The sequence below is a fragment of the Nocardia sp. CA-129566 genome (assembly GCF_050956075.1).
Taxonomy (GTDB): domain Bacteria; phylum Actinomycetota; class Actinomycetes; order Mycobacteriales; family Mycobacteriaceae; genus Nocardia.
Genome location: NZ_CP192085.1, coordinates 5,875,661 through 5,895,638, shown reverse-complemented (window position 1 = coordinate 5,895,638; position 19,978 = coordinate 5,875,661). Strand labels below are relative to the sequence as shown.

14 protein-coding genes are annotated in these 19,978 nt (G+C 64.4%); 5 read left to right on the top strand and 9 right to left on the bottom strand.

Going from position 1 to position 19,978, the window contains the following annotated elements; genetic code table 11:
• Window positions 1-189: 189 nt before the first annotated feature.
• Window positions 190-1,863 carry a 2-isopropylmalate synthase gene (locus ACQP0C_RS25510; protein WP_433734652.1) on the top strand — a complete coding sequence of 558 codons (1,674 nt, stop codon included), beginning with the start codon at window positions 190-192 and terminating at the stop codon, window positions 1,861-1,863.
• A gap of 72 nt (window positions 1,864-1,935) precedes the next feature.
• A complete protein-coding gene (locus ACQP0C_RS25505; protein ID WP_433723813.1) occupies window positions 1,936-4,239 on the top strand; it encodes a LuxR C-terminal-related transcriptional regulator in 2,304 nt (767 codons plus the stop codon).
• Between the two features lie 6 nt (window positions 4,240-4,245).
• On the opposite strand, the gene ACQP0C_RS25500 is transcribed toward ACQP0C_RS25505, so the two are convergent.
• From ACQP0C_RS25500 to ACQP0C_RS25480, 5 genes are all read right to left on the bottom strand, one after another.
• Window positions 4,246-4,761, bottom strand: a complete 516-nt coding sequence (locus tag ACQP0C_RS25500) for a DinB family protein (protein ID WP_433723811.1) — start codon at window positions 4,759-4,761, stop codon at window positions 4,246-4,248.
• Window positions 4,762-4,875: 114 nt separating this feature from the next.
• Window positions 4,876-5,724, bottom strand: coding sequence for an alpha/beta fold hydrolase (locus tag ACQP0C_RS25495; protein ID WP_433723809.1), 849 nt, complete (start codon window positions 5,722-5,724; stop codon window positions 4,876-4,878).
• Window positions 5,724-6,944, bottom strand: a complete 1,221-nt coding sequence (gene hsaA / locus ACQP0C_RS25490) for a 3-hydroxy-9,10-secoandrosta-1,3,5(10)-triene-9,17-dione monooxygenase oxygenase subunit (protein WP_433723807.1) — start codon at window positions 6,942-6,944, stop codon at window positions 5,724-5,726. The genes ACQP0C_RS25495 and hsaA overlap by 1 nt, the downstream gene beginning before the upstream one ends.
• 119 nt (window positions 6,945-7,063) lie before the next feature.
• Window positions 7,064-7,768: a response regulator transcription factor gene (locus tag ACQP0C_RS25485; RefSeq protein WP_433723805.1), complete on the bottom strand. Its 705-nt coding sequence runs from the start codon at window positions 7,766-7,768 to the stop codon at window positions 7,064-7,066.
• Window positions 7,769-7,901: 133 nt separating this feature from the next.
• The gene (locus tag ACQP0C_RS25480; protein WP_433723803.1) at window positions 7,902-9,392 is read right to left on the bottom strand and encodes an FAD-dependent oxidoreductase; all 1,491 of its coding nucleotides are present in this window, start codon (window positions 9,390-9,392) and stop codon (window positions 7,902-7,904) included.
• Window positions 9,393-9,561: 169 nt separating this feature from the next.
• On the opposite strand from ACQP0C_RS25480, the gene ACQP0C_RS25475 reads away from it, so the two are divergent.
• A complete protein-coding gene (locus tag ACQP0C_RS25475; protein ID WP_433723801.1) occupies window positions 9,562-11,988 on the top strand; it encodes a PEP-utilizing enzyme in 2,427 nt (808 codons plus the stop codon).
• Window positions 11,989-12,048: 60 nt separating this feature from the next.
• Window positions 12,049-12,987, top strand: coding sequence for a tyrosine-protein phosphatase (locus tag ACQP0C_RS25470; protein WP_433723799.1), 939 nt, complete (start codon window positions 12,049-12,051; stop codon window positions 12,985-12,987).
• A 78-nt stretch (window positions 12,988-13,065) separates the two neighbouring features.
• Here ACQP0C_RS25470 and ACQP0C_RS25465 read toward each other — a convergent pair whose 3' ends face one another.
• On the bottom strand, window positions 13,066-13,695 hold the full coding sequence (locus tag ACQP0C_RS25465; protein WP_433723797.1) for a maleylpyruvate isomerase family mycothiol-dependent enzyme: 630 nt from the start codon (window positions 13,693-13,695) through the stop codon (window positions 13,066-13,068).
• Between the two features lie 513 nt (window positions 13,696-14,208).
• On the opposite strand from ACQP0C_RS25465, the gene ACQP0C_RS25460 reads away from it, so the two are divergent.
• Window positions 14,209-16,470, top strand: coding sequence for a hypothetical protein (locus tag ACQP0C_RS25460; RefSeq protein WP_433723795.1), 2,262 nt, complete (start codon window positions 14,209-14,211; stop codon window positions 16,468-16,470).
• A 593-nt stretch (window positions 16,471-17,063) separates the two neighbouring features.
• Here the strand turns inward: ACQP0C_RS25460 and cyaB are convergent.
• The 3 genes from cyaB to ACQP0C_RS25445 form a co-directional block, all read right to left on the bottom strand.
• Window positions 17,064-17,630: a class IV adenylate cyclase gene (gene cyaB, locus ACQP0C_RS25455; protein WP_433723793.1), complete on the bottom strand. Its 567-nt coding sequence runs from the start codon at window positions 17,628-17,630 to the stop codon at window positions 17,064-17,066.
• An 8-nt stretch (window positions 17,631-17,638) separates the two neighbouring features.
• A complete protein-coding gene (locus ACQP0C_RS25450; RefSeq protein ID WP_433723791.1) occupies window positions 17,639-19,243 on the bottom strand; it encodes a hypothetical protein in 1,605 nt (534 codons plus the stop codon).
• 235 nt (window positions 19,244-19,478) lie between these two features.
• Window positions 19,479-19,922, bottom strand: a complete 444-nt coding sequence (locus tag ACQP0C_RS25445; protein WP_433723789.1) for a hypothetical protein — start codon at window positions 19,920-19,922, stop codon at window positions 19,479-19,481.
• Window positions 19,923-19,978: the final 56 nt, after the last annotated feature.

The following is a 19,978-nucleotide window of genomic DNA, read 5'->3' as shown; positions in this document are numbered from 1 at the left end:
TGCTCAGCCGCCACGGCGGGGCCTAACGACCGGCCGCCCGCCGTGGGGCTGCGTCGTGGCCGGTCACCTCTCCGTGACGGCCACGAAGGCCAGGAAGCAGTAATCATGAGCACTTTCCCCACCATTGCCACGCCTTCCGGTGCGCTGGCGGCCAATGCCCCTGCGTGGAACAGACAGCGACATTCGCGGATGCCCTCGCACCGCTACCGCGATGTCTACGATCGCGTGGACGTGCCACTGACCCAGCGTGATTGGCCCGCTGCCCGGCTCACCGATGCCCCGCTGTGGGTGCCGGTCGATCTGCGTGACGGAAACCAGGCATTGGCCGAACCAATGGATCCGGTGCGCAAGCGACGGTTCTTCGAACTGTTGGTCGCCATGGGCTATAAGGAGATCGAGGTCGGCTACCCCTCCGCATCGCAGACCGATTTCGACTTCGTCCGACTGCTCGCGCGCACCGATATCGCGCCGGAGGATGTCGCGATCGTCGTATTCACCCCGGCTCGCCGCGATCTGATCGAGCGCACAGTGGCGTCGGTGCGCGGCATTCGCAACGAGGTCGTCATCCACATGTACACGGCGACCGCACCGATGTGGCGAAATGTGGTGCTGGACAAGGATACTGCCGAATTGCGCGAGCTGATCCTGTCCGGTGGCCGCGATGTGCTCGAATTCGCCGGTGAGCTGCCGAATGTGCGATTCGAATTCTCGCCCGAGGTCTTCAACCTCACCGAACCGGATTTCGTACTCGATATCTGTGACCGCATGACGGCGCTGTGGGATGCCACCCCGCAGCGCCCGGTGATCCTGAATCTGCCTGCCACCGTGGAGGTCGCGACGCCGAATGTTTACGCCGACCAAATCGAATACATGCACAAGAATCTGGCCAGGCGCGCGAGCGTGATCCTGTCGGTGCATCCGCACAACGACCGTGGCACCGGTATCGCCTGTGCCGAACTGGCCGTACTCGCGGGCGCCCAGCGTGTGGAGGGCTGTGTTTTCGGCAACGGTGAACGCACCGGCAATGTCGATATCGCCACCCTGGCGCTGAATCTGCATGCTCAGGGCGTGGATCCGATGATCGACTTCTCCGATATCGACGAAATCCGCCGCATCGTCGAGTACTGCACGCGCATGCCCATCCACGAAAGGCATCCGTACGTAGGCGATCTCGTGCACACCGCGTTCTCCGGCACCCATCAGGACGCGATCAAGAAGGGGATGGCCGAACACCGCGACCGGGCCGGCGCCACCGGGATCGCCGAACGCGAACTCGACTGGCGGGTTCCGTATCTGCCGATCGATCCGGCCGATATCGGGCGCAGCTATGACGCGGTCATCCGGGTGAATTCCCAGTCCGGCAAGGGCGGTATCGCGTATCTGCTGGATACCGAATACGGTCTGGATCTGCCGCGCCGCCTGCAGATCGATTTCGCGCGACACGTCCAGGCGCGCACCGACGACACCGGTCTGGAGATCACCGCCGCCGAACTGTACGAATTGTTCGAGGCGAGGTATCTGGACACCCCGACGGAGTCGGTCGGTTTGCGGGCATGGCGGACCACCGGCGCGGGGGACGACGCGGTCACCGAGATCACGCTCACCATCGGCGGTGCGGCCGAATATCGCGGTGTCGGTCCGATCGAGGCACTCACCACGGCATTGGCTCGGGTCGGCTACCCGGTCGAGGTGCTCGGCCTGACCCAGCAGTCGATCGGCGCGGGGAATGGCGGCACTGCGATCACCTACCTGGAATACCGCGGCGGCGAGCGCACCGGATGGGCCTGCGGACGCAGCGATTCCGTACTCGCGGCCTCGATGGCCGCGGTCATGCGAGCGGCGAATACGCTGGTGGTCGACTAGCGAGCCGGTCGCGAATCCGACATCTCGGTCAAAATGCCCGAGACGGCGGCCGCACGTGAAAAGGTATGCAGCGTGGTGCGGCACGAGACAGGGAACCTCCCCGCTGAGGTGACGAGCTTCGTCGGTCGTGGCGCCGAGGTCGCCATGGCGCGCAAGCTGCTGGCCAGCACCCGCCTGCTCACGCTGACCGGGCCGGGTGGCGTCGGCAAGACCCGGCTCAGTCGGCGGGTCGGGGAGGCGGTGCGGCGCGCCTTTCCCGATGGGGTGTGGTTCGTCGAGGTCGCGCATGTGCACGACGGGGAACTGGTGGCACTGAGCGTCGCGCAGACCTTGGGTCTGCGCGATGACACCCGTTCGCCGGTTGTCAGCCTGACCGACTATCTGGCGGACAAGAGCCTGCTGTTGATCCTGGACAACTGCGAGCACCTGATCGACGCGTGCGCGGCCCTGGTCGACCGGGTGATTCCGGCGACGAAGGACGTTCGGATCCTCGCGACCAGCCGTGAACCGCTCGGGGTATCGGGGGAGCAGGTTATGCCGGTGGCGCCGCTCGCGGTACCGGAGGTGGACGAGGATGCCCAGGCACGTCGCCCGGCTCAGGTCGATAGCGATGCATTGCGGCTGCTGATCGATCGGGCGGCCGCGGCGAATCCGGACTTCCGGGTCACCGATGCCAATCGCGGGGCACTCGCCGCGATCTGCCGTCGCCTCGAAGGAATTCCGCTGGCATTGGAACTGGCGGCCTTGCGATTGCGGATGTTCACCCCGGATCAGGTGCTCGCGCGCCTGGACGATGCGATCCGGCTGCTCACCACCGGGTTGCGGACCGCGCCGGAGCGCCAGCAGACCCTCGAGGCGGCCATCCGGTGGAGTTATGACCTGTGCACACCGGATGAACAGCATCTCTGGGAGCAGCTATCGGTCTTCGCCGGCGGCTTCGATCTCGAGGCCGCGGAGGCGGTCTGCGTCGTCGATCCGGCCGATGAGCTGCTGGACGCGCTGACCGGGTTGGTCGACAAATCCGTCCTCGGCTATCGACAGGACGCCGACGGCACCGGCCGGTACACCATGCTCGAACCACTGCGCCAGTTCGCCTTGGCGCGGCTGGTCGCGCACGGCGGTGAGCGGGCGGTGCGACTGCGCCACCGCGACCATTACCACCGGGTCGCGCAGCGGGGGCGCACCGCGTACTGGGGCAGTGAGGATGTCACCTGGTTCCGCGATGTCACCCGGGAACATCCGAATATGCGTGCGGCACTGCAGTTCTCGCTCGCCGATCCGGAAAGCGCCCATCGCGCACTGGAAATCGCGACGGAACTGCGACCGTTCTGGGAGCACTACCGATTCCTGTTGGAGGGCTATCGCTGGCTCCTGGAGGCCTTGGACAAGGATCTCGACCATACGAAGGATCGGGCGCGGGCACTGGCCGCCGCCTCGGTGATCGCCGCGATGCTCTCCGATCCCGAGACGGCGACCCGATTCGCCGGTGAATGTCTGGAAATCGCCAACGAACTCGATACCGAGGACGTACTCGTCGAATATGCCCTGCTGTCGGCGCTGCTGGCATTCGCAAACGGCGATTCGATGCGGGCACTCGATATGGCCGAGGCCGCCTCGGACCGCGCGCGAGCCTGCGCGCACCACGGAGTCGAGATGGAGAGCCTGGCATTCGCCTACGTGTGCGCACTGGTGCTCGACGACGAACGCGCTGGTGCCATCGCGGATCGGTTCCTCGCCAAGACGCAGGAGTACGGCTCGCATCTGCTCGGCGGGTTGGGCTATTGGGCGGTGGGGACCTACCACTGGCGAAAAGGTGAGCAGGACAAGGCCATCGAGGATCTGCGCAAGGCGGTCGAGCTGTTCAGTCTGTTCGATCGGTGTGTGTGGACGGCATCCGGATTCGACGGGCTGGCGTGGGCCGCGACCGCCGATGGCGATCTGCCGCGGGCGGCGCGGTTGATGGGTGCCGCCTCGACGGTGCGGCGTGGCAGCACCCAGCGGCTCGCCCACGAGATGACCGAGTTCGTCGGCGATAAGGTGCGCCTTCAGGTGCGCGATGCGATGGGCGAGAAGGAGTTTCGCACCGCCTTCGACGCTGGTGCGGCCCTGGGGCTGGAGGAGGCGGTCGGCTATGCCCTCGGCGCCGAGCCGCGTCCGGCCGCGAAACCGGTGAAATCCGTTGCGGCAGATGTTCTCACCCGTCGTGAGCGGGATGTGGCGCGGTTGGTCGCGGCGGGCTACAGCAATAAGAATATCGCGAGCGAACTGGTGATTTCGATCCGGACCGCGGAGAGCCACGTCGACCACATACTCACCAAACTCGGCTTCACCTCGCGCACTCAGATCGCCGGGTGGGTCAGCCACAATCAGCTCTGAGGCGGTTCAGTCGCCGGTCGCGCCGTCGATACGTTCGCGCAGGAAATCCGCGTGACCATTGTGTCGCGCGTATTCCTCGATCATGTGCACATAGACCCAGCGCAGGCTGTATTCGGTGGCGCGATAGCTGAAAACGTGGTCGAGCGCCAGATCGGCGACGGCGGCGTCGGCCAGCTCGATCTCGGCACGCAGGGCCGTGAGGTCCGCGGCGGCATCGGCATCGGCGATATCGTCGAAATCGCCGTTCGGGTTGTCCGCGCTGCAGTAGAGATAGTCCAGCGATGCACCGCGAGCGGCGATGCGGAACCAGCCGCGTTCGCATTCGGTGAGATGGCGGACCAGGCCGAGCAGCGAGAGCGTCGATGGTGCGACGCAGCGACGCTTCAACTGCTCGGCCGCTAGGCCGGCGCATTTCCACTGTAGGGTCCGACGGTGCAGGTCGAGCCAGGATTGCAGCATGGTCCGCTCGTCGGCGACCAGCGGCGGCTTGGTTCGGGAGAGTTCGGGTGCGGTCCATGTCACCGGGCGACTCTAACTCCGAACCCGCGACCGAAGCTCCCGAATTCCCGCGACATCGGCCGCAGGTCATGATGCCGCCGCGGTGGCAGGGGCGATGCCGCCGCGGTGGCAGGGGCGCTACAGACCTGAGGTCAGGAAATCGATGACCGCACGCTCGAACGCGTCCTTGCGTTCGATCTGCACCCAGTGTCCGCACCGCCCGAACAGCCGCAGATCGGCACGGGGCAGCTGACGCGACGGCAGCAGCGCACCCTCGACCGGGGTGACCCGATCATCGCGCCCCCACAGCATCAACACCTCGTGGCGCAGCGCGCGCAACCGCGCCCACAGCGGAACCGCCTCCGCGAAAGCGGGATTCGCGAAGGTCGCATAGGCGTCGCGGATGGCCGCGATGGCGGCCGGGTCCGCGGCCGTGGCCAATCGATCGTCGACGAGCTCGTCGGTGAGCACCGCCTCGTCGAACACCATGGTCCGCAGCCAGGCCAGCACCCGCTCCCTGGTGGGTTCGGCGGTGAAGTCGAGCAGCCGCCGAATCCCCTCGGACGGTTCGGGTCCCAGCACATTGACCCCGACGCCGCCGGGCGCCATGAGCACCAGCCGGTCGACCCGCTGACCGTGTTCGAGCGCCACCAGCGTCGCCACCGCGCCGCCCATGGAGTTGCCGAGCAGGTGCACGCTGGGCAGTGCGAGCTGATCGAGCAGACCGACCACCGCATCGGCGGAGATGCGCAGGTAGTTGCGCTCGTACACCTCGGGACGCTCGCTCGCGCCGAAACCCGGCTGATCCAGGATCAGGCAGCGGAAATGCTGGGCGAGCACGGGCAGGTTCGCACCGAAGTTGGCCCATCCCGACACCCCGGGACCGGATCCGTGCAGCAGTACCAGCGGTGGGCCCGAACCCGCCTCGTGGTAGCGAAGTTTCAGCCCGTCGACAATGATATGGCGACTGGTATCCGCCGCGTCCATCAGACCATCCGATCTTCGACCGGCAGTCCGAATTCACCGCGGCCGAACATGGCCAGGGCCCGCTCCACATCGTTGATCACGTGCACACTGCCCGCGTGCGCGTCGCGCCAGTGTCGTTCGATCGGATTGGGTTTGCGGATCGAGTGCCCACCGGAGTTGTCGAAGAGCAATTCGATGGCCTGGATCGCGCGCTCGGTGCCGCGCACCTGATCGCGCCGGGTGCGCAGCCGGACCTCGTACGGAATCTCCTCGCCCGCTTCGGCATAGCGCAATTGCTCGGAGATATTGTGCTCCATCTGCAGGATGGCCGCGTCGATCTCCGAACCCGCGCGCGCGACCCGCACATGCGCGAATGCGTCCTCGGCGACCTTCTGCCCGCCGTAGGACAGCCGCACCCGTTCGCGCATCCGCTCGATATGCGCCTCGTAGGCGCCCTGTGCGGCGCCGATAATGGGCGCGGTAATGGTATTGGAGAAGACCCCGGCGAACGGAATCTTGTACAGCGCAGCGGGATTGGCCTGCTGGCCCGGTCCGCGCAGCTGCGATTGTTCGGTGGCGCTATAGGCGCGGTGATGTGGTACGAAGGCCTTCTCGATGACGATATCGTTGCTGCCGGTGCCGGACAGGCCGACCACATGCCAGACATCATCGATCTGATAATCGTTGCGCGGCACCAGGATTGTCAGATAGTCCTTGGGATTGCCGTGCTCATCCGGTGCGAGTGCGCCGAGGAACGCCCATTGGGCATGGTCGCAGCCGGAGGAGAAACTCCATCGCCCAGTGACCTCGTAACCGCCTTCGACGGGGGTGAGGCGGCCGGTAGGCGCGTACGACGAGGAGATGAGCGTATCGGAGTCCGCACCCCACACCTCCTCCTGCGCCGCCAGCGGGAACAGCGCTAGCTGCCAGGGGTGCACGCCGAGCACCGACGACACCCAACCGGTGGACGGGCATGCCGACGCGATCGCGCGAATGACCTCGTAGAACGCCACCGGCGAGGCTTCCTCGCCGCCGAAGCGGGACGGCTGCAGCATGCGGAACACCCCCGCCTCGGTCAGTTCCCGGATGCTCGCCACCGGAACCCGCCGCGCCAGATCGGTCTCCGCGGCCCGCTCCCGAATCGCCGGGAGTAGATCCCGGACCAGATCGAGCACCTTATCGGGCCCACCCGTCTCCCGGCCACCACCCCTCATCGAATCGCTGCGCGATGCTGAGCTCATGCGGGACTCCTCCTATGTTCCTGGTTCGCCGAACGGCGCCGTGGTTTCGACGCTATGGCGGCCGTGGCGACACCGCGGGGAGCAGTCCCGGTGATCGGAATACCAGCAGGAGTGCTGCGCTATACCGCTTTCAGGAGCTTCGCTGCTTCGGTGGTCTCATAGGGGTCCGGACCCCACCGGTAGCCGTAGCCGCGGATATTCGTGATCAATTCGGGGCGGTCCAGTTTGGCGCGCAATGCGGCCATATGCACGTAGAGCTTGCGCGATACGGCGAGCAGCGAATCGCCCCAGACACAATCCATCAACTGCTCCCGGCTGACCGCGATGCCGGGTCGCTCGACCAGCACCCGCAACAGCTCGAACTCCAGCCGGGTGAGTGGCACCAGCTGCCCGGCCACCTCGACCCGCCGTGCCGCCAGATCCACCCGGACGTCATCGCTGACGACGGTCTCACCGCGCGCGACGGTAGCGACGCCGACCCGGCGCGTCACCGCTTCCAGCCGGGCCGCCAATTCCGCGACGCGCGCCGGTTTGACGATGTAATCGTCTGCGCCGCTGTGCAATCCGAGCACGATCGAACGCTCGTCGGCCTGCTCGGCGAGGATCAGTACCGGGACCGAGCTGACCTCGCGCAGTTTGCGCAGCACCTGTAGGCCGTCCATGTCCGGCAGGTCGAGGCCGAGGATGACGGCGTGATAGCCATGGTGGGCCAGCAGCAGGTCGGACCCGCGGTGTTTGCGATCGACCTGATGGCCATGGAGTTCGAGCGCTTCCGCTAGGGCGTCACCGCCTTCGGCGTCATTGTCGATCATGATAAGCCGCATCCGTCTCACCTTCCCGCACCGTCCCGCCGAAGAGCAGCGATTCTGCATGGTCGCCGCAGACGACGCCGTGTGCAAAGTGCTTACCTTGCCATTCTTGGGAAGGAAGCGCGGGCGAACTCACCTGGACAGATGATCAGGTGTGAGCTTTGTTGCGCGCCGCGGCGGCTCCGGCTTTGCGGCCGAAGAGGGTGCCATCGCCCAGTGAGGTGCCACTGATGTAGCCCTCGCCGTGCAGGCCGGAGCTGGCGCGGCCTGCGGCGAACAGGCCGGGGATGGGGCTGCCGTCGAGGTCGAGGACCTGGCCGTCGATGCTGGTGTGCAGCCCGCCGAGGGTGAATACGGAGGCCCCGGTGCCGCGCCGGTCACCGGATTCCGACGGTGGGCGCACACCCGCCCTGATATCGATGGCGGCCAGCGGCGGTGTCAGCGGGCGCAGCCAGCGCCCTGCCTTGTGGAAGTCGGGATCGGTTCCGCGCGAGGCGAATTCGTTGTAGCGGGTGATGGTGGCGGCGAGTGCGCCCGGCGGCAGGGCCACCAGTTGGTCAAGTTCGTCCATCGACTCGGCGACATGGGTCGGGCGCACACCCCAGCGCTCGCGCTCGGGCACCTCCTCGTAGCCCTGCTCGTCGAGCACCACCCAGACGTTCATATCCTGGCGGAACAGCGCGGCCTGGCCGATGCGGCCGGGATAGGTGTCCTCGTTGACGAAGCGCTGGCCGCGATTGTTGACGATGATGCCGCGCGCGGCCAAGCCGGGGATCAGAGAGGCGCCGACCTGACCGGCCGACATATGCCGGACGGCGGCGCCAGCGGCCTGCGCGATCCGGATACCGCTGCCGTCATCGGTGCCAGCGCTGACCTTGGTGTGGCCGAGCAGCCGGGGTGCGTGGGCGGCGAGCATATCGTCGTTATCGATGAAACCGCCGGTGCTGAGCACACAGCCGCGGCGCGCGCGGATGGTGAGTTCGCGGCCGTACCGGCGGGCCACGACACCGACCACCGAACCGTCGGTATCCAGGATCAGATTCGTCACATAGGTGTCGTATTGTGCTGTCACACCGACGGATTCGGCGGCGGATACCAGGCAGTCCAGCAATAGCTTGCCGCCGAAATCATTGGCGGTCGGCCGGTGCCCACGCGGGGCCGGGGTGGCGAGTTCGGTAAAGGGCCAACTGTTCTCGCCGAGCCACATCAGCCCGTCATCGGTGGGCGGCACCCAGGCGGGTGCGTCCCACAGACTCGGTTTGAACGGCACACCCCGATCGACGAGCCAGTGGAAATGTCCGACGCTGTGCTCGCTGTAGTGCACGATCTTCTGCTGGTCCGCGCCCGGTCCGAGCGCGGCCACCAGGAATGCCGCCATCTGCTCGGGACTGTCGTCGAATCCACACGCCCGCTGAATCGGCGTACCGCCACCGAGGTAGAGCTCCCCACCCGACAGCGCTGACGCGCCGCCCGGCCCACCGGCCCGATCGACCACCAGCACCTCGGCTCCCGCGGTGGCCGCCTCGTACGCGGCGCAGGCCCCCGCACAGCCGTATCCGACGACAAGCACGTCGGTCTCGATGTCGTAGGACTTCACCTCGGACACCGCGCGCGGCGCGACCGGATTGCGGACCGTCATGGCCTCGAGGTTGCGCTGGCCGACCAGGTGGCGGAATCGATGATCTCGGTGGCCGAGTCGGATACTCCCGGTCAGTGGGACTGGAACCGATCGCCGCCCCCCGCACTCGCGATGGTGTGTGAACGGCGTCACGTTTGCCTGTTCCGGCGCCACTGAGGAGAGGAAATCGATGCGGGTCCTGGTCACCGGAATCACCGAGCCGAGCGGTCGCGCGGTGGCGCGCATGCTGTTGGCCGCCGGGCACGAAGTGGCCGGGCTGGACCAGCGGTGGCATCGCTGCATCGATCCGCGGGTGCAGTTCACGGCCGGAGATCCCACCGACCCCGCAACCTGTGCGAAAGCAGTCGACGGTTGTGCGAGCGTCGTGCACCTGGCCGGGCGTGGGATCGCCCAGGTCGCGGCCGCGGCGCGCAATGCAGGTGCACGCGTGGTGGTTGCGGTGATCGCCGGTGCGCGTTCGGCGCGGCAGTCCGAGGCCGAGGCCGCGCTCCAGGGTGCGGACGGCGTGTTGGTCCGCACCGCGCCGATTGCGGGCCGCCGGATCGATCACGAAACCCGCCGCGCACTCGAGCCGATCCTCGGTTCGAAAACCGAGGACGGGTTCCAGGTGCTGCACAGCGACGATCTGGACCGCTTCCTCGTACTGGCCGCCACCGCACTGCCGCCGGGGACGGACGGGCTGGAGATCGTCGACCTCGCGGCCTCCGGAGTGGTCACCAGCGCGCAAGTGCGCCGCATGCTGCGTGCAGCGGGCGTGCGGTACTCCTCCTGGGTGCCCGGTTGGTCCGGCCGTCCGCAGCTGCTGGATCCGACTGTCGCGCAGGAGAAATGGGGCTTCCGCTGCGGTTGGACGGCCCGGGAGGTGATCGCCGATCTGGTGCGCGGCATGATCGGCCGCAAGCCCGACGGCGGCGGGTTCCGGACCCGTCGCGGCGCTATTGCGTTGCCGTCGCATGTGATTCCCGCCCGTGCCGCCACCTCCGACAACCACCCGCTGGCCGATATAGCGCCCGACGGGCTCGAGGGTGAGTTCGACGATCGGGTCGACGCGCGCTACCCGGTGCACACCGCGACCAACACCTCCGAGGCGCTGCCCGGCCCGCTGACCCCGCTGACCATCGACCTGCAGGCCGGTGCGATCCGCCTCAGCAACGAGGCCATGGGCGAGATGATCGCGCTCGACGGAATCGCCTTGGAGCACTGGACGAGCCGGGTCACCACCGTCCTCGGCCACCACATCTACATCAATGCCTCGATCGGTGTGCTGGCCGCGGAGAATATGCCGGGCTGGGACGAGGAGAGCATCCGCCGCGACGCCTACGGCAATATTCCGGCCGAGATCGCCCTGCAGCCGCACGGTAAGCCGCCGATGCCGACCGGGCTCGCCAGCTCCCTGGCGACGGCGCGCGCGACCTCCCGTGTCATCGCCACCGCGCGCCGCTTCGCCAAGACGGCCGAGCTGATCAATGCCGCCTCGCATGCGGAAGCGCTGAGCGCCAGCGATATTCGCGCGCTCACCGATGAGCAGCTGCACGTGCGCGCCCTGCTCTGGCGCGACCGTCTGCACCAGGCCTGGCAGGCCGCGGCGATCGGTGTCATGATGACCGGCGCCGCCACCGCCATCCAGGCGCGCGGCAAGGATGCGGGTGAGGTCCCCATCGACCTGAACCGCCTGGAATCGGCCAAACCCATGCTCGCGGTGGAGCGGCTGGCCGAATTGTGCCGTGCCGACGCCGATCTCGCCGAGCTGGCGCGCGCCGGAGATATCGACGCGGCACGCGCGATCTCGCCCGCCTTCTCGGCGGCACTCGATGAGGAGCTGGCACGTATCGGCCACCGCGGTCCCGGCGAATGCGAGCTGATCAACCCGACATTCGGTGACCGGCCCGCACTGCTGGTGAGCGCCGCCGCCCGCGCCGCGCACATGCCAGCGCCCAAGCGCGAACCCGTGGATCCGTCGCCGAGCCGCACGGCGCGAATGGCCGCTGGCGCCACCGTCGCCAGGGAACGAGCGCGCGATGGTGTCGTCCGGATCACCCACTGCCTGCGACTCGCCGTGCGCGAGCGCGCGGATCGGCTGGTTCGCGCCGGTCGGCTGGGTGAGGTCGATGACGCCTGCTACCTGACGTTGGACGAAATCTTCTGCCTCCCGGCCGATGCGGCCGACAAGGTGGCCCGCAGGCGCGCCGAACGGCTTCGGCTGCAGGCCATCCGGATGCCGGATGTCATTGCCGGACAATGGGAACCGGTCGCCGAGGCGGCCGCGCTCACCGCTGACGAGAGCCTGACCGGCATCGGTGTCTGCGCCGGTGTGGTGGAGGGCCGGGTGAAGCTGGTGCTGTCGCTGGACGACGATATCGAGCCCGGCGACATTCTGGTGGCCGCGGTGACCGATACCGGGCACACCGCCATGTTCGCCTACGCCGCCGCCGTGATCACCGATATCGGCGGCTCCGCTTCCCATGCCGCGATCGTGGCTCGCGAGTTCGGCATTCCCTGTGTCGTCGACACCAAGACCGCCACCACCCGCCTCGCCGACGGTCAGCGTGTGCGCGTGGACGGTGCGGCCGGGACGGTCACCCTGCTCGCCGACTGAGTCCGGCTCGAAGCTTGGGCCGCGGACCACTTGCGGCCCATGATGAAAGGAACACCCCTCGTGAAGAATTCGCGCGCTTTCCGCGGCGCTGTCGCGGCCGCGGCCGCAGTGCTCGTCGGCGTTCTCCCGGCGCTGGCCGGTCCGGCATCGGCGGGTCCGGCGCTATCGGGTCCGGCCGCACCGGTACTGCTTTCCCCGGGCCGAGCCGATCGGCCGATGGGTCTGGCGCATGCGCCGAATGCCCGCGATATCGGCGGCTATCCGGCCAAGGGCGGGGGCAAGCTCGCGACCGGCGTGGTCTACCGCTCCGACGCGCTGGCCAAACTCGATGCGAGCGATCAGCAGAAGCTGGTGTCGTTCAATATCACTCAGGTCATCGACTTCCGCAGCCCGACCGAAACCGGTCGTGATCCGGATAAGCTCCCGGCCTCCATCCGCCGCACCGAGCAGCCGGTCTACGATCCCGCCAATGACTTCTACCTCATGGTGGCGCGACTGATCCAGGCCGGACCGGCCGCGCAGCAGGAGGCGCTCGGCGGCGGCAAGGCCGCCCAGATCATGCGCGATTACTACGGCTGGTTCGTCTCGAATCCGTCCGCGCGCGCCCAATTCGCGCAGGCGTTCAAGGATATTGCGTCGGCGCAGGGTGCGGTGCTCTACCACTGCACGGCGGGCAAGGACCGCACCGGCTGGATGACCGCGATCCTGATGAGCGCGCTGGAGGTGCCGAAGGGGCAGATCTACAACGACTTCTTGGATTCCAATGACAATCTGGCGGCCGGGAACAAGGCATTGCTCGATGGGCTCGTCGCCCAGGGCTTGGTGACCGATCGCGCACTGTGGGAACCCATTCTCGGTGTGCAGCGCGACTTCCTGGACGCGGCCTTCGATCAGGTCCAGACGTCGTACGGGTCGTTCGACCGATTCCTCAGTGACGGTCTCGGGGTCGACGCCGCGACGCTCGACGCGCTGCGGGCAAAGTTGCTAACCTCGCACTGAGCCACCGATACCGTTGCCGGACACCGTGATCCAGCACGTGCCGGTGTCGCCTCGGCGGCGACACCGGCACGTCGCGGACTATCCGGACTCGGTGAATCGCGCGGCCGCGTCGCCGCGCACCCTCCCCGCGGGCAGCGTACGCCCGCACAACACCAGCAGCAGATCCTGCGCCGAGCCCGCGAGCACCGACCCCGAGCCATAACAGAAGTCGAGATCATCGGCCCGCAATTCGATCCCGTCCAGATCGACGCCGAAAAAGTTGACGCTCCTCGGCGACAGTGCACCGAGCACCAAACGCATCCGATCCGCCGGGACCACCCGGTCCAGCCCCAATGCCACGGTGATATCCAAGCCGTGAATGACGTCATGGCTCAGCGCACCCGCGAATCCGCCGCCCGGCGGCTTCCATGGATGAGTCACGTTGTCCCGCACCGCGGCTACCAGTTCCTCGGCCGTCAGCGCCGCCGCATCCGCCCGCGCCGTCCTATCCGCCATCTTGTTGAAATTTCCACGCGCCTTGAGCATTTCGAGCGCGAACCGCGGCGTGGACAGGCGAAACGGCATGGTGGTGTGCGCGACGACCTCCCGCACCCGCCACCCCGCGCACAATGTCGGCTCATCCCACTGCTCGGCATCCAGCCAACCGAGCAGATCCGCCAACTCACTCCGCTCGGCCTCGATCGCCGCACGTACCTCAGTCTCCGTCATCAAGCCTCCTTCAACCGTCCGACATACAGTCCTTCCCATGACCTGAGACGAATCTCCACCCCGAAACTCATCGGTGGCGAAGTGGACCGCTACGACGGACCACTATGGACTGTCAAGTACGACAAAGAGATGGCCCGTGACCAGTGAGGATGACAACCTCGACCAACTGCGTGCGATCGAAAATCCATTCGAATCATAGGGACGTCGAGGGATTTTGTTGGGATTTAGTCGGATGCCAACTTCGGCTGCCTCGGCGCGTCGACGACGCGACACTCCGACGATATATGCTGGATAGCAACTTTCTAGCTATCACGCGAGTGATGAGCGGGGCGCAGCCCGGCAGGGAAGGGCAAGGTTGCAAATCGTAAGGAATACGCGACATGGGTTTGAAGTGAGAACAAACTGCTCGGTTCGCGAATCCCTGGGTTCGCGCAAATGGTGCACGGGGACTGACTGGTCGTTCTACGATCGTTCCGATCGGGACAGTTATCCGTGTATCGCAGTGGAGGTGCCTTGACAATCGAGCGAGTTCACCCCGACCACATTCGAATCGCATTGGAGCGTGCCGAAGGAAAACCGTTTGAGCAATTCGCCAATGCTTTTTACTCGTCCATCGTGGGATCCAAGTTCGTGCCACTCGGCGGGATTAAGGATGGCGGCGCAGATGCCCGAGATGGGCAGATATTTGGAGACGCAGACGATCCAGGATCCTTTTACCAGGCTAGCGTTACAGAAGATCCGGAAGGGAAAATACGACGCACAGTAGCGCGAATAAAAGAGTTCGGGCGGCGACCGACTGTGCTTATTTACCTTACATCGCAGACGGTTAGATATTCCGACCGAATTGAACGATCGCTAACAAAAGAACTGAACGTCACGATCGCCATCCGAGATGGCGGATATATTGCGCTGCATATAAACGACGATAGTGCAATGAAATCCGCATATTATGATTATTTGCGACATTACACCGATCATCTTCGGCAGATCGGCGTTTCTAGTTTAGTTGGACCATCTAAACATGTTAAGACACCCGCCGTTTATGTATTTCTGGCCAACGAAGTCCAACGCCGAGGCGGCGATCAGACTCTCGTCAATTCAGTAACCGATGCGTTGGCGTTGTGGGCGCTAGAAGGAACGGATCCTGACAAAGGTATTCTGCGGACCGCAGACGAAGTGCTCACGCGGATATCGAAGGACCTTCCGTCAGTTAAAGAGCTGGTCGGTCCACGCCTTGAAGCTCGACTTCAGGCAATGGGTAAGAAGGATTATCCTGGCGGTCGCGCCGTTAAATGGCATCGACAAGAAGGCGGCTACTGTCTACCGTATGAAGTCCGTCAGCGGATCGAAGAAGAGAATACCGCTGACGAAGTATTGCGAATGCGGATTCTTGAACAGCTGGAAGACCGGATCAAAGACAATCCAACGCCCGGAATGGGTTCGGTTAGAATCCGCCAAGCCGCGGAAACAGCCATGCGCGCACTCCAGCTTGCATTCGAACGTCAAGGTCTTGAGTTTGCCGTGTATATCCGCGATGGCGAAGGCGAATATTCTACGATCACCGAAGCCCTTAAGGAAGCCCTGATCGAACGCGGACACAATGGCGCATTAGGGCAGTCGATAGGAGATGCAGCGTTTATAGCACTGAGAGGTGTGCTATACGATTCAACGGCAGATGAACGCCGATATCTACAAACGCTGTCTAGAACATATGCACTGCTCTTTACCCTAAATACCGAACCAAGACTGCTTCAGTTCTTCCAAGACATGTCTTCTGATTTCAGGCTATATGTCGGCGCGGACCAGATCGTCCGAGCGCTTAGCGAGCATTTTGTCCCGGAGCCGGATCAAATGACACGTAATACTCTATTGATAGCCGCACGAGCAGGTGCCAAGTTGATACTCACGGAGCCAGTCCTCGGCGAGGTAGTCAACCATCTAAGGACTGCAGATCACGAATATTTCAATCACATCGAGCCAATAGAGGACCGGCTGAATTATGATATCGCCCGGGAAGCCCCTCAGATTATGCTTCGCGCATACTTGTACGCTAGGATAAATCCCGATCTGGGGCGTCAGCGACCAACCAGCTGGCCGGGGTTTGTGCAAAGGTTCTGCACACACTCCACGCTGCACAGAACCGATGCGTTCGATGACCTTCGCCAGTACCTACAGTCACTATTTGGGTTTCAATATGAGTCTACGTCTGATCTTGAGGGTCTTGTAGATCTTGAGCAGGTTAGTCGTATAGCCGACGATCTTGCAACTATCCGGAAGGGCAGACCAGAACTTGCTCGAAACGACGCATTGCTCGCTTTAGCTGTTTACGGGAAGCGGCATAGACGCGGCGAGACATCGCGAGTAACCGAGTTCGGATGGGGTACCTGGTGGTTGACTGGCGAAACGAGGATTCTTAGGCTGACGACGAAGATTGTTCAGGAGAATCGAGCTCGCTACATTATGCGGCCCGAATTTCTGCTGAACTTCCTAGGTATGGCGCCGAGTGCAGAGAAAGCAAGACGCGCGTTCGCATCAGTATTCCCATCTATGCTCGGTATTCAACTTGCCCGTAGGATGCCATCCGATACATTCAATCAGATTATCGACAAGGCTGTTGAGGCGGAGGGGCTCGATGACTCTCGTCGAACTGTGGAGATTGCAAAATTGACCAATAGACTTAAGAGCGACGTATCCCGTCAGTATCTTGTGACGCAAGATGACATTGCGGTTGTCGATCTCGTTGCTCAGAAGCGAGACGAGTCAGCCATTGAATAGACCGTGAGCTAAATAGACGCATAACGTCCGGCGTCGCTAGGAGATCAGTGGCAAGTCATCCCGTTGAGGGATGGCGCGGCAGTACTTCGAACATGGGCTGCGCCGGTGGTGATGGCTGGGCTGATTCGGTCCCCATCCTGGTCTCTGCGCCGGGGCGTCTGCCCGGGAGCGGAGCGGGAGGGCGGGCGCACCGGGCGGCGCGCGCATGCGCGCCGCTCTTGATTCTGTAGAGGGAAATTCGGCAGGTTCTCTTACTTGGGTCTTACTTGGGTTTCCGGTTTCTTTCTTCTGTTTCTTTCTCTTCCGGGGCCTCCCAACTCTTCTCACTCTTCTACATGGAGTCATCAAGCCTGCGGCACAACAGATTTCGCGGGAATGATCGGATTCCCTGCACAGCACGCGACGCGACCTGGCAGGCCCTCACCTGTGGGGCAGGGTTCCAGGATTGGGGAAACCGATTCCGGCACGGTGAAGGACTGCCACATGCAAGAACCCCCGGTGTCCGAGAGGCTGATGGTTTGACATCCGGGGGTTCTGCCGTCCCGCATTCGCGGCGACGCGCGTGCGCGGGAAGATCCTCTTCAGGTTTGTGATCAGTGGACGGCGGCCATGACCAGATCGCGGTAGGGCAGGCCGACGACGGGGTGATCGGCTATGCCGAGTTTGGTTTCGACCTCTTCGAGGTGGATGGTTGCTGCGTCGGTGTCTGCTGCGGTGACCTCGGTTTCGACGAAGATTCCGGCGTGGGTGACGGCGTCGATAGCGACGACGATGTCGTCGTGTTCGGGGTGCTGGTAGATGGTGCGAGCCTTCTTGACTCGAACGAGTTCGATCATGCCGATTGCGGCGAGCAGTTGGTTGGCCGCTGAGGCTTGGTCGGGACCACTGAGAGATACGTTGGTTTCGCGTTTGGCGATCACGTCGGCGTCGCTGTGAGTGCTGGCATTCGACGGCGGCTTGTAAGTGATTTCGGCGAACCCGTCTCGATGTCGAATGCGAAGGCACTCAACGGTTTTCATGTAGTCAACATCGGGACGGCTGTAGTAGGTGTCGACCTCTGTGAGGTGTCCGGCTTCGCGGTAGCCGAGTTCGGTGAGCCGTTGCAGGAGGGTACTGGGCTCGGGGAGTTCGCGTTTACGCTCGACCTCGATCAAGTGCATGGGTTGGATCATCCTCTCGTGTGGATGGCGGTGTGGACGCGGGCGAGGCTGGGTTTGGAGCAATGTTGGCGGATCGTTCCGAGTGCCTGCCGTAGCGCCTCGGAGTCGGTGACGGGGATGTTCTGGAACAACACCATCTGCTTGGCGTCGCTGAGTGGGTTGGCGAGGTTCTTGCCCAGGAACCGGTTGTAGTAGTGGCGTTCTCGCACGAAGACATCTGTCGGATGCACGGGCATAAGGACCGACGGCATCCCCGTGTCGGTCTCGGCGGAGTGGACGGCGAAGGCTGTCAGCAGCTCATCGACGGTGAGGTAGGCGTAGGTCTCCCGGCCTTCGCGTTCGAGCCAGGTTCCCCAGATCTGGCCGCACTCGTTGTTGCCGCGTTCGACGGCTGTGAGAAACAGGTTTAATGCGACATCGGTGACCGCGTCGAAAATGTCGCCGTCGATCACGTGGTGGTCGCCGTAGGATTCGCTGACCGCGTGAATGCTGGCACGATCGTTGGTCGACATCCACGTGCTATCGGTGAAGGTGAAGTGCACGCGCTTGTGACCGGTGCGGAAATCGATCCAGTCCCCCGAGAGCTGACCGTCGAGTACCGGCGTGAATCCCAAGATGCCCGAACGCCATACATGATCGCGCAGCGTGATGTAGTGGCGTTGCGTCTCGCGGAACAGTCCGATCGGGGCGTGGACGACGGCGCAGACGCGGGGGTCGAGTTCCGGGGCGGCGACGATGCGGGAGTTCTGGCGGACGATGATCTCGTCGTCGTGGTGATGATAGGGGTGGGTGCCATGGTGCAGGTAGTGCGGCAGGAACAAGCGCAGGAACTGCAACCACGACGGTGCGCTGTAGGACTGGACCGCGGGCTCATGCAGCGAAGGTGCGTTGACGGCGTACACGTCGCGGTAGACAAAGAACCCGTAGTGTTTCAGCACGGTTGGGAAGGTCCGGATCATCGTGTGCAGGCCGCTGTAGGCACCGCCGTAGGAGTAGACCTCGTGCAGCAGCGCTGACGCGCTGATGACATCGACTGGCTTGCTGACCAGCGTCGCGATGTCCTGTGCCCAGCCGCGTACCAGCACGCACGTGCCGACCGTATTGAAGCGGTCGATGGCCTGGGTGAGCGAGCGGGACGTTATGCCCGGTGCCTCGATGAGGGTGAGGCGAACATTGCGGGTCTCGGATTCGAGTTGGGATGCCAGGAACGCGACGGCCGCGCCGCCACCGGGGCCGATCTCGACGACGTGCGGGGCGGCATCGGCAACCCGAGCAAGGGCACGGTGAACGAGTAGACCTTTCTCGTGGCCGTGGTCATTGGCGGCCACGTCGAGATAGGTAGAGTCCGATTTCTGTTGTTGGGCAAAAGAATTCGATGTACCAATCATCGCGCACCGGTGGGTTCTGGTCTGGGAGTGTGGCCGGTCGACACGAGAGCGGCCAGGGCATGAGAGCGAGGCGTTCGTGGGGCGATCGGGTAGTTCGGCAGTGCCATCGCTCGTGGCTACGAATGCGCTTCCGGCTACGAACCTCATTGGGGCTCCCGCGAGGTGTCCGGCTTCATTCGCCCGGCATCGATCAGCACTTGTCGAGCTGCTGCCTTGCGCGGGCACTGATCGGGGCGGCACTGCCTGTGTCGCTGCATGGCCTGGTGCGCTTCGGGAACGCTCAACGAGTAGTCGGGAGCCTCGTGCGGCCACCCGGTAGGCCACAGCCTGGCATCGGGCTGCTCGGCTGTTATCCGCTCGCGTCGGCGTTCGGCACGCCACTCAGCCTGTACACGATCGATGATCGCTTGCGGTGACACTTCGTCCGCGTCGGCTTCTCGCCACCAGTTGAACCCCATCGTTATCCCCTGCCGTGGTCGAACACATCAATCCCGACTTCCCGGACCTCGTGGATAAGTCCAGCGTCGGTGAGGGATTCGATAACGTCGCCGATGTGCTCGCCACGGGCGGCCATCATCTGAGTCCAGGTGAACCGATGGCCCGTCGTACCGTCTGGATAGACCGGCGTCCAGGTGGCGTCGTCGTAGCGCAACCATTGACACGGATGCTCTTCCGACTGCTGGTCGGCATCCGGCATGGCCTCCAATGCGGAAGCCAGCCGGGCCAACTCCTCGACTGTGACGTCCGCTTCGCCCCGTAGGGCTTTGCCCCTTCGCCTTGGCTGTTCAGTTGTAATCTCGCTTTTTAGCCCTGTTGCAACGCTTTCCAGCCCTCGGCGAACCTCGGAAAGGCCCATATGGAGCGGCGTCGCGTTCGCAGCGCATTTCTCGTCGTCCCGAGTCATTAGCGTTGCCTCCCTGCGATTTTCGGATCGCGCCCGACGCCGGGGGCTTGCGCCAC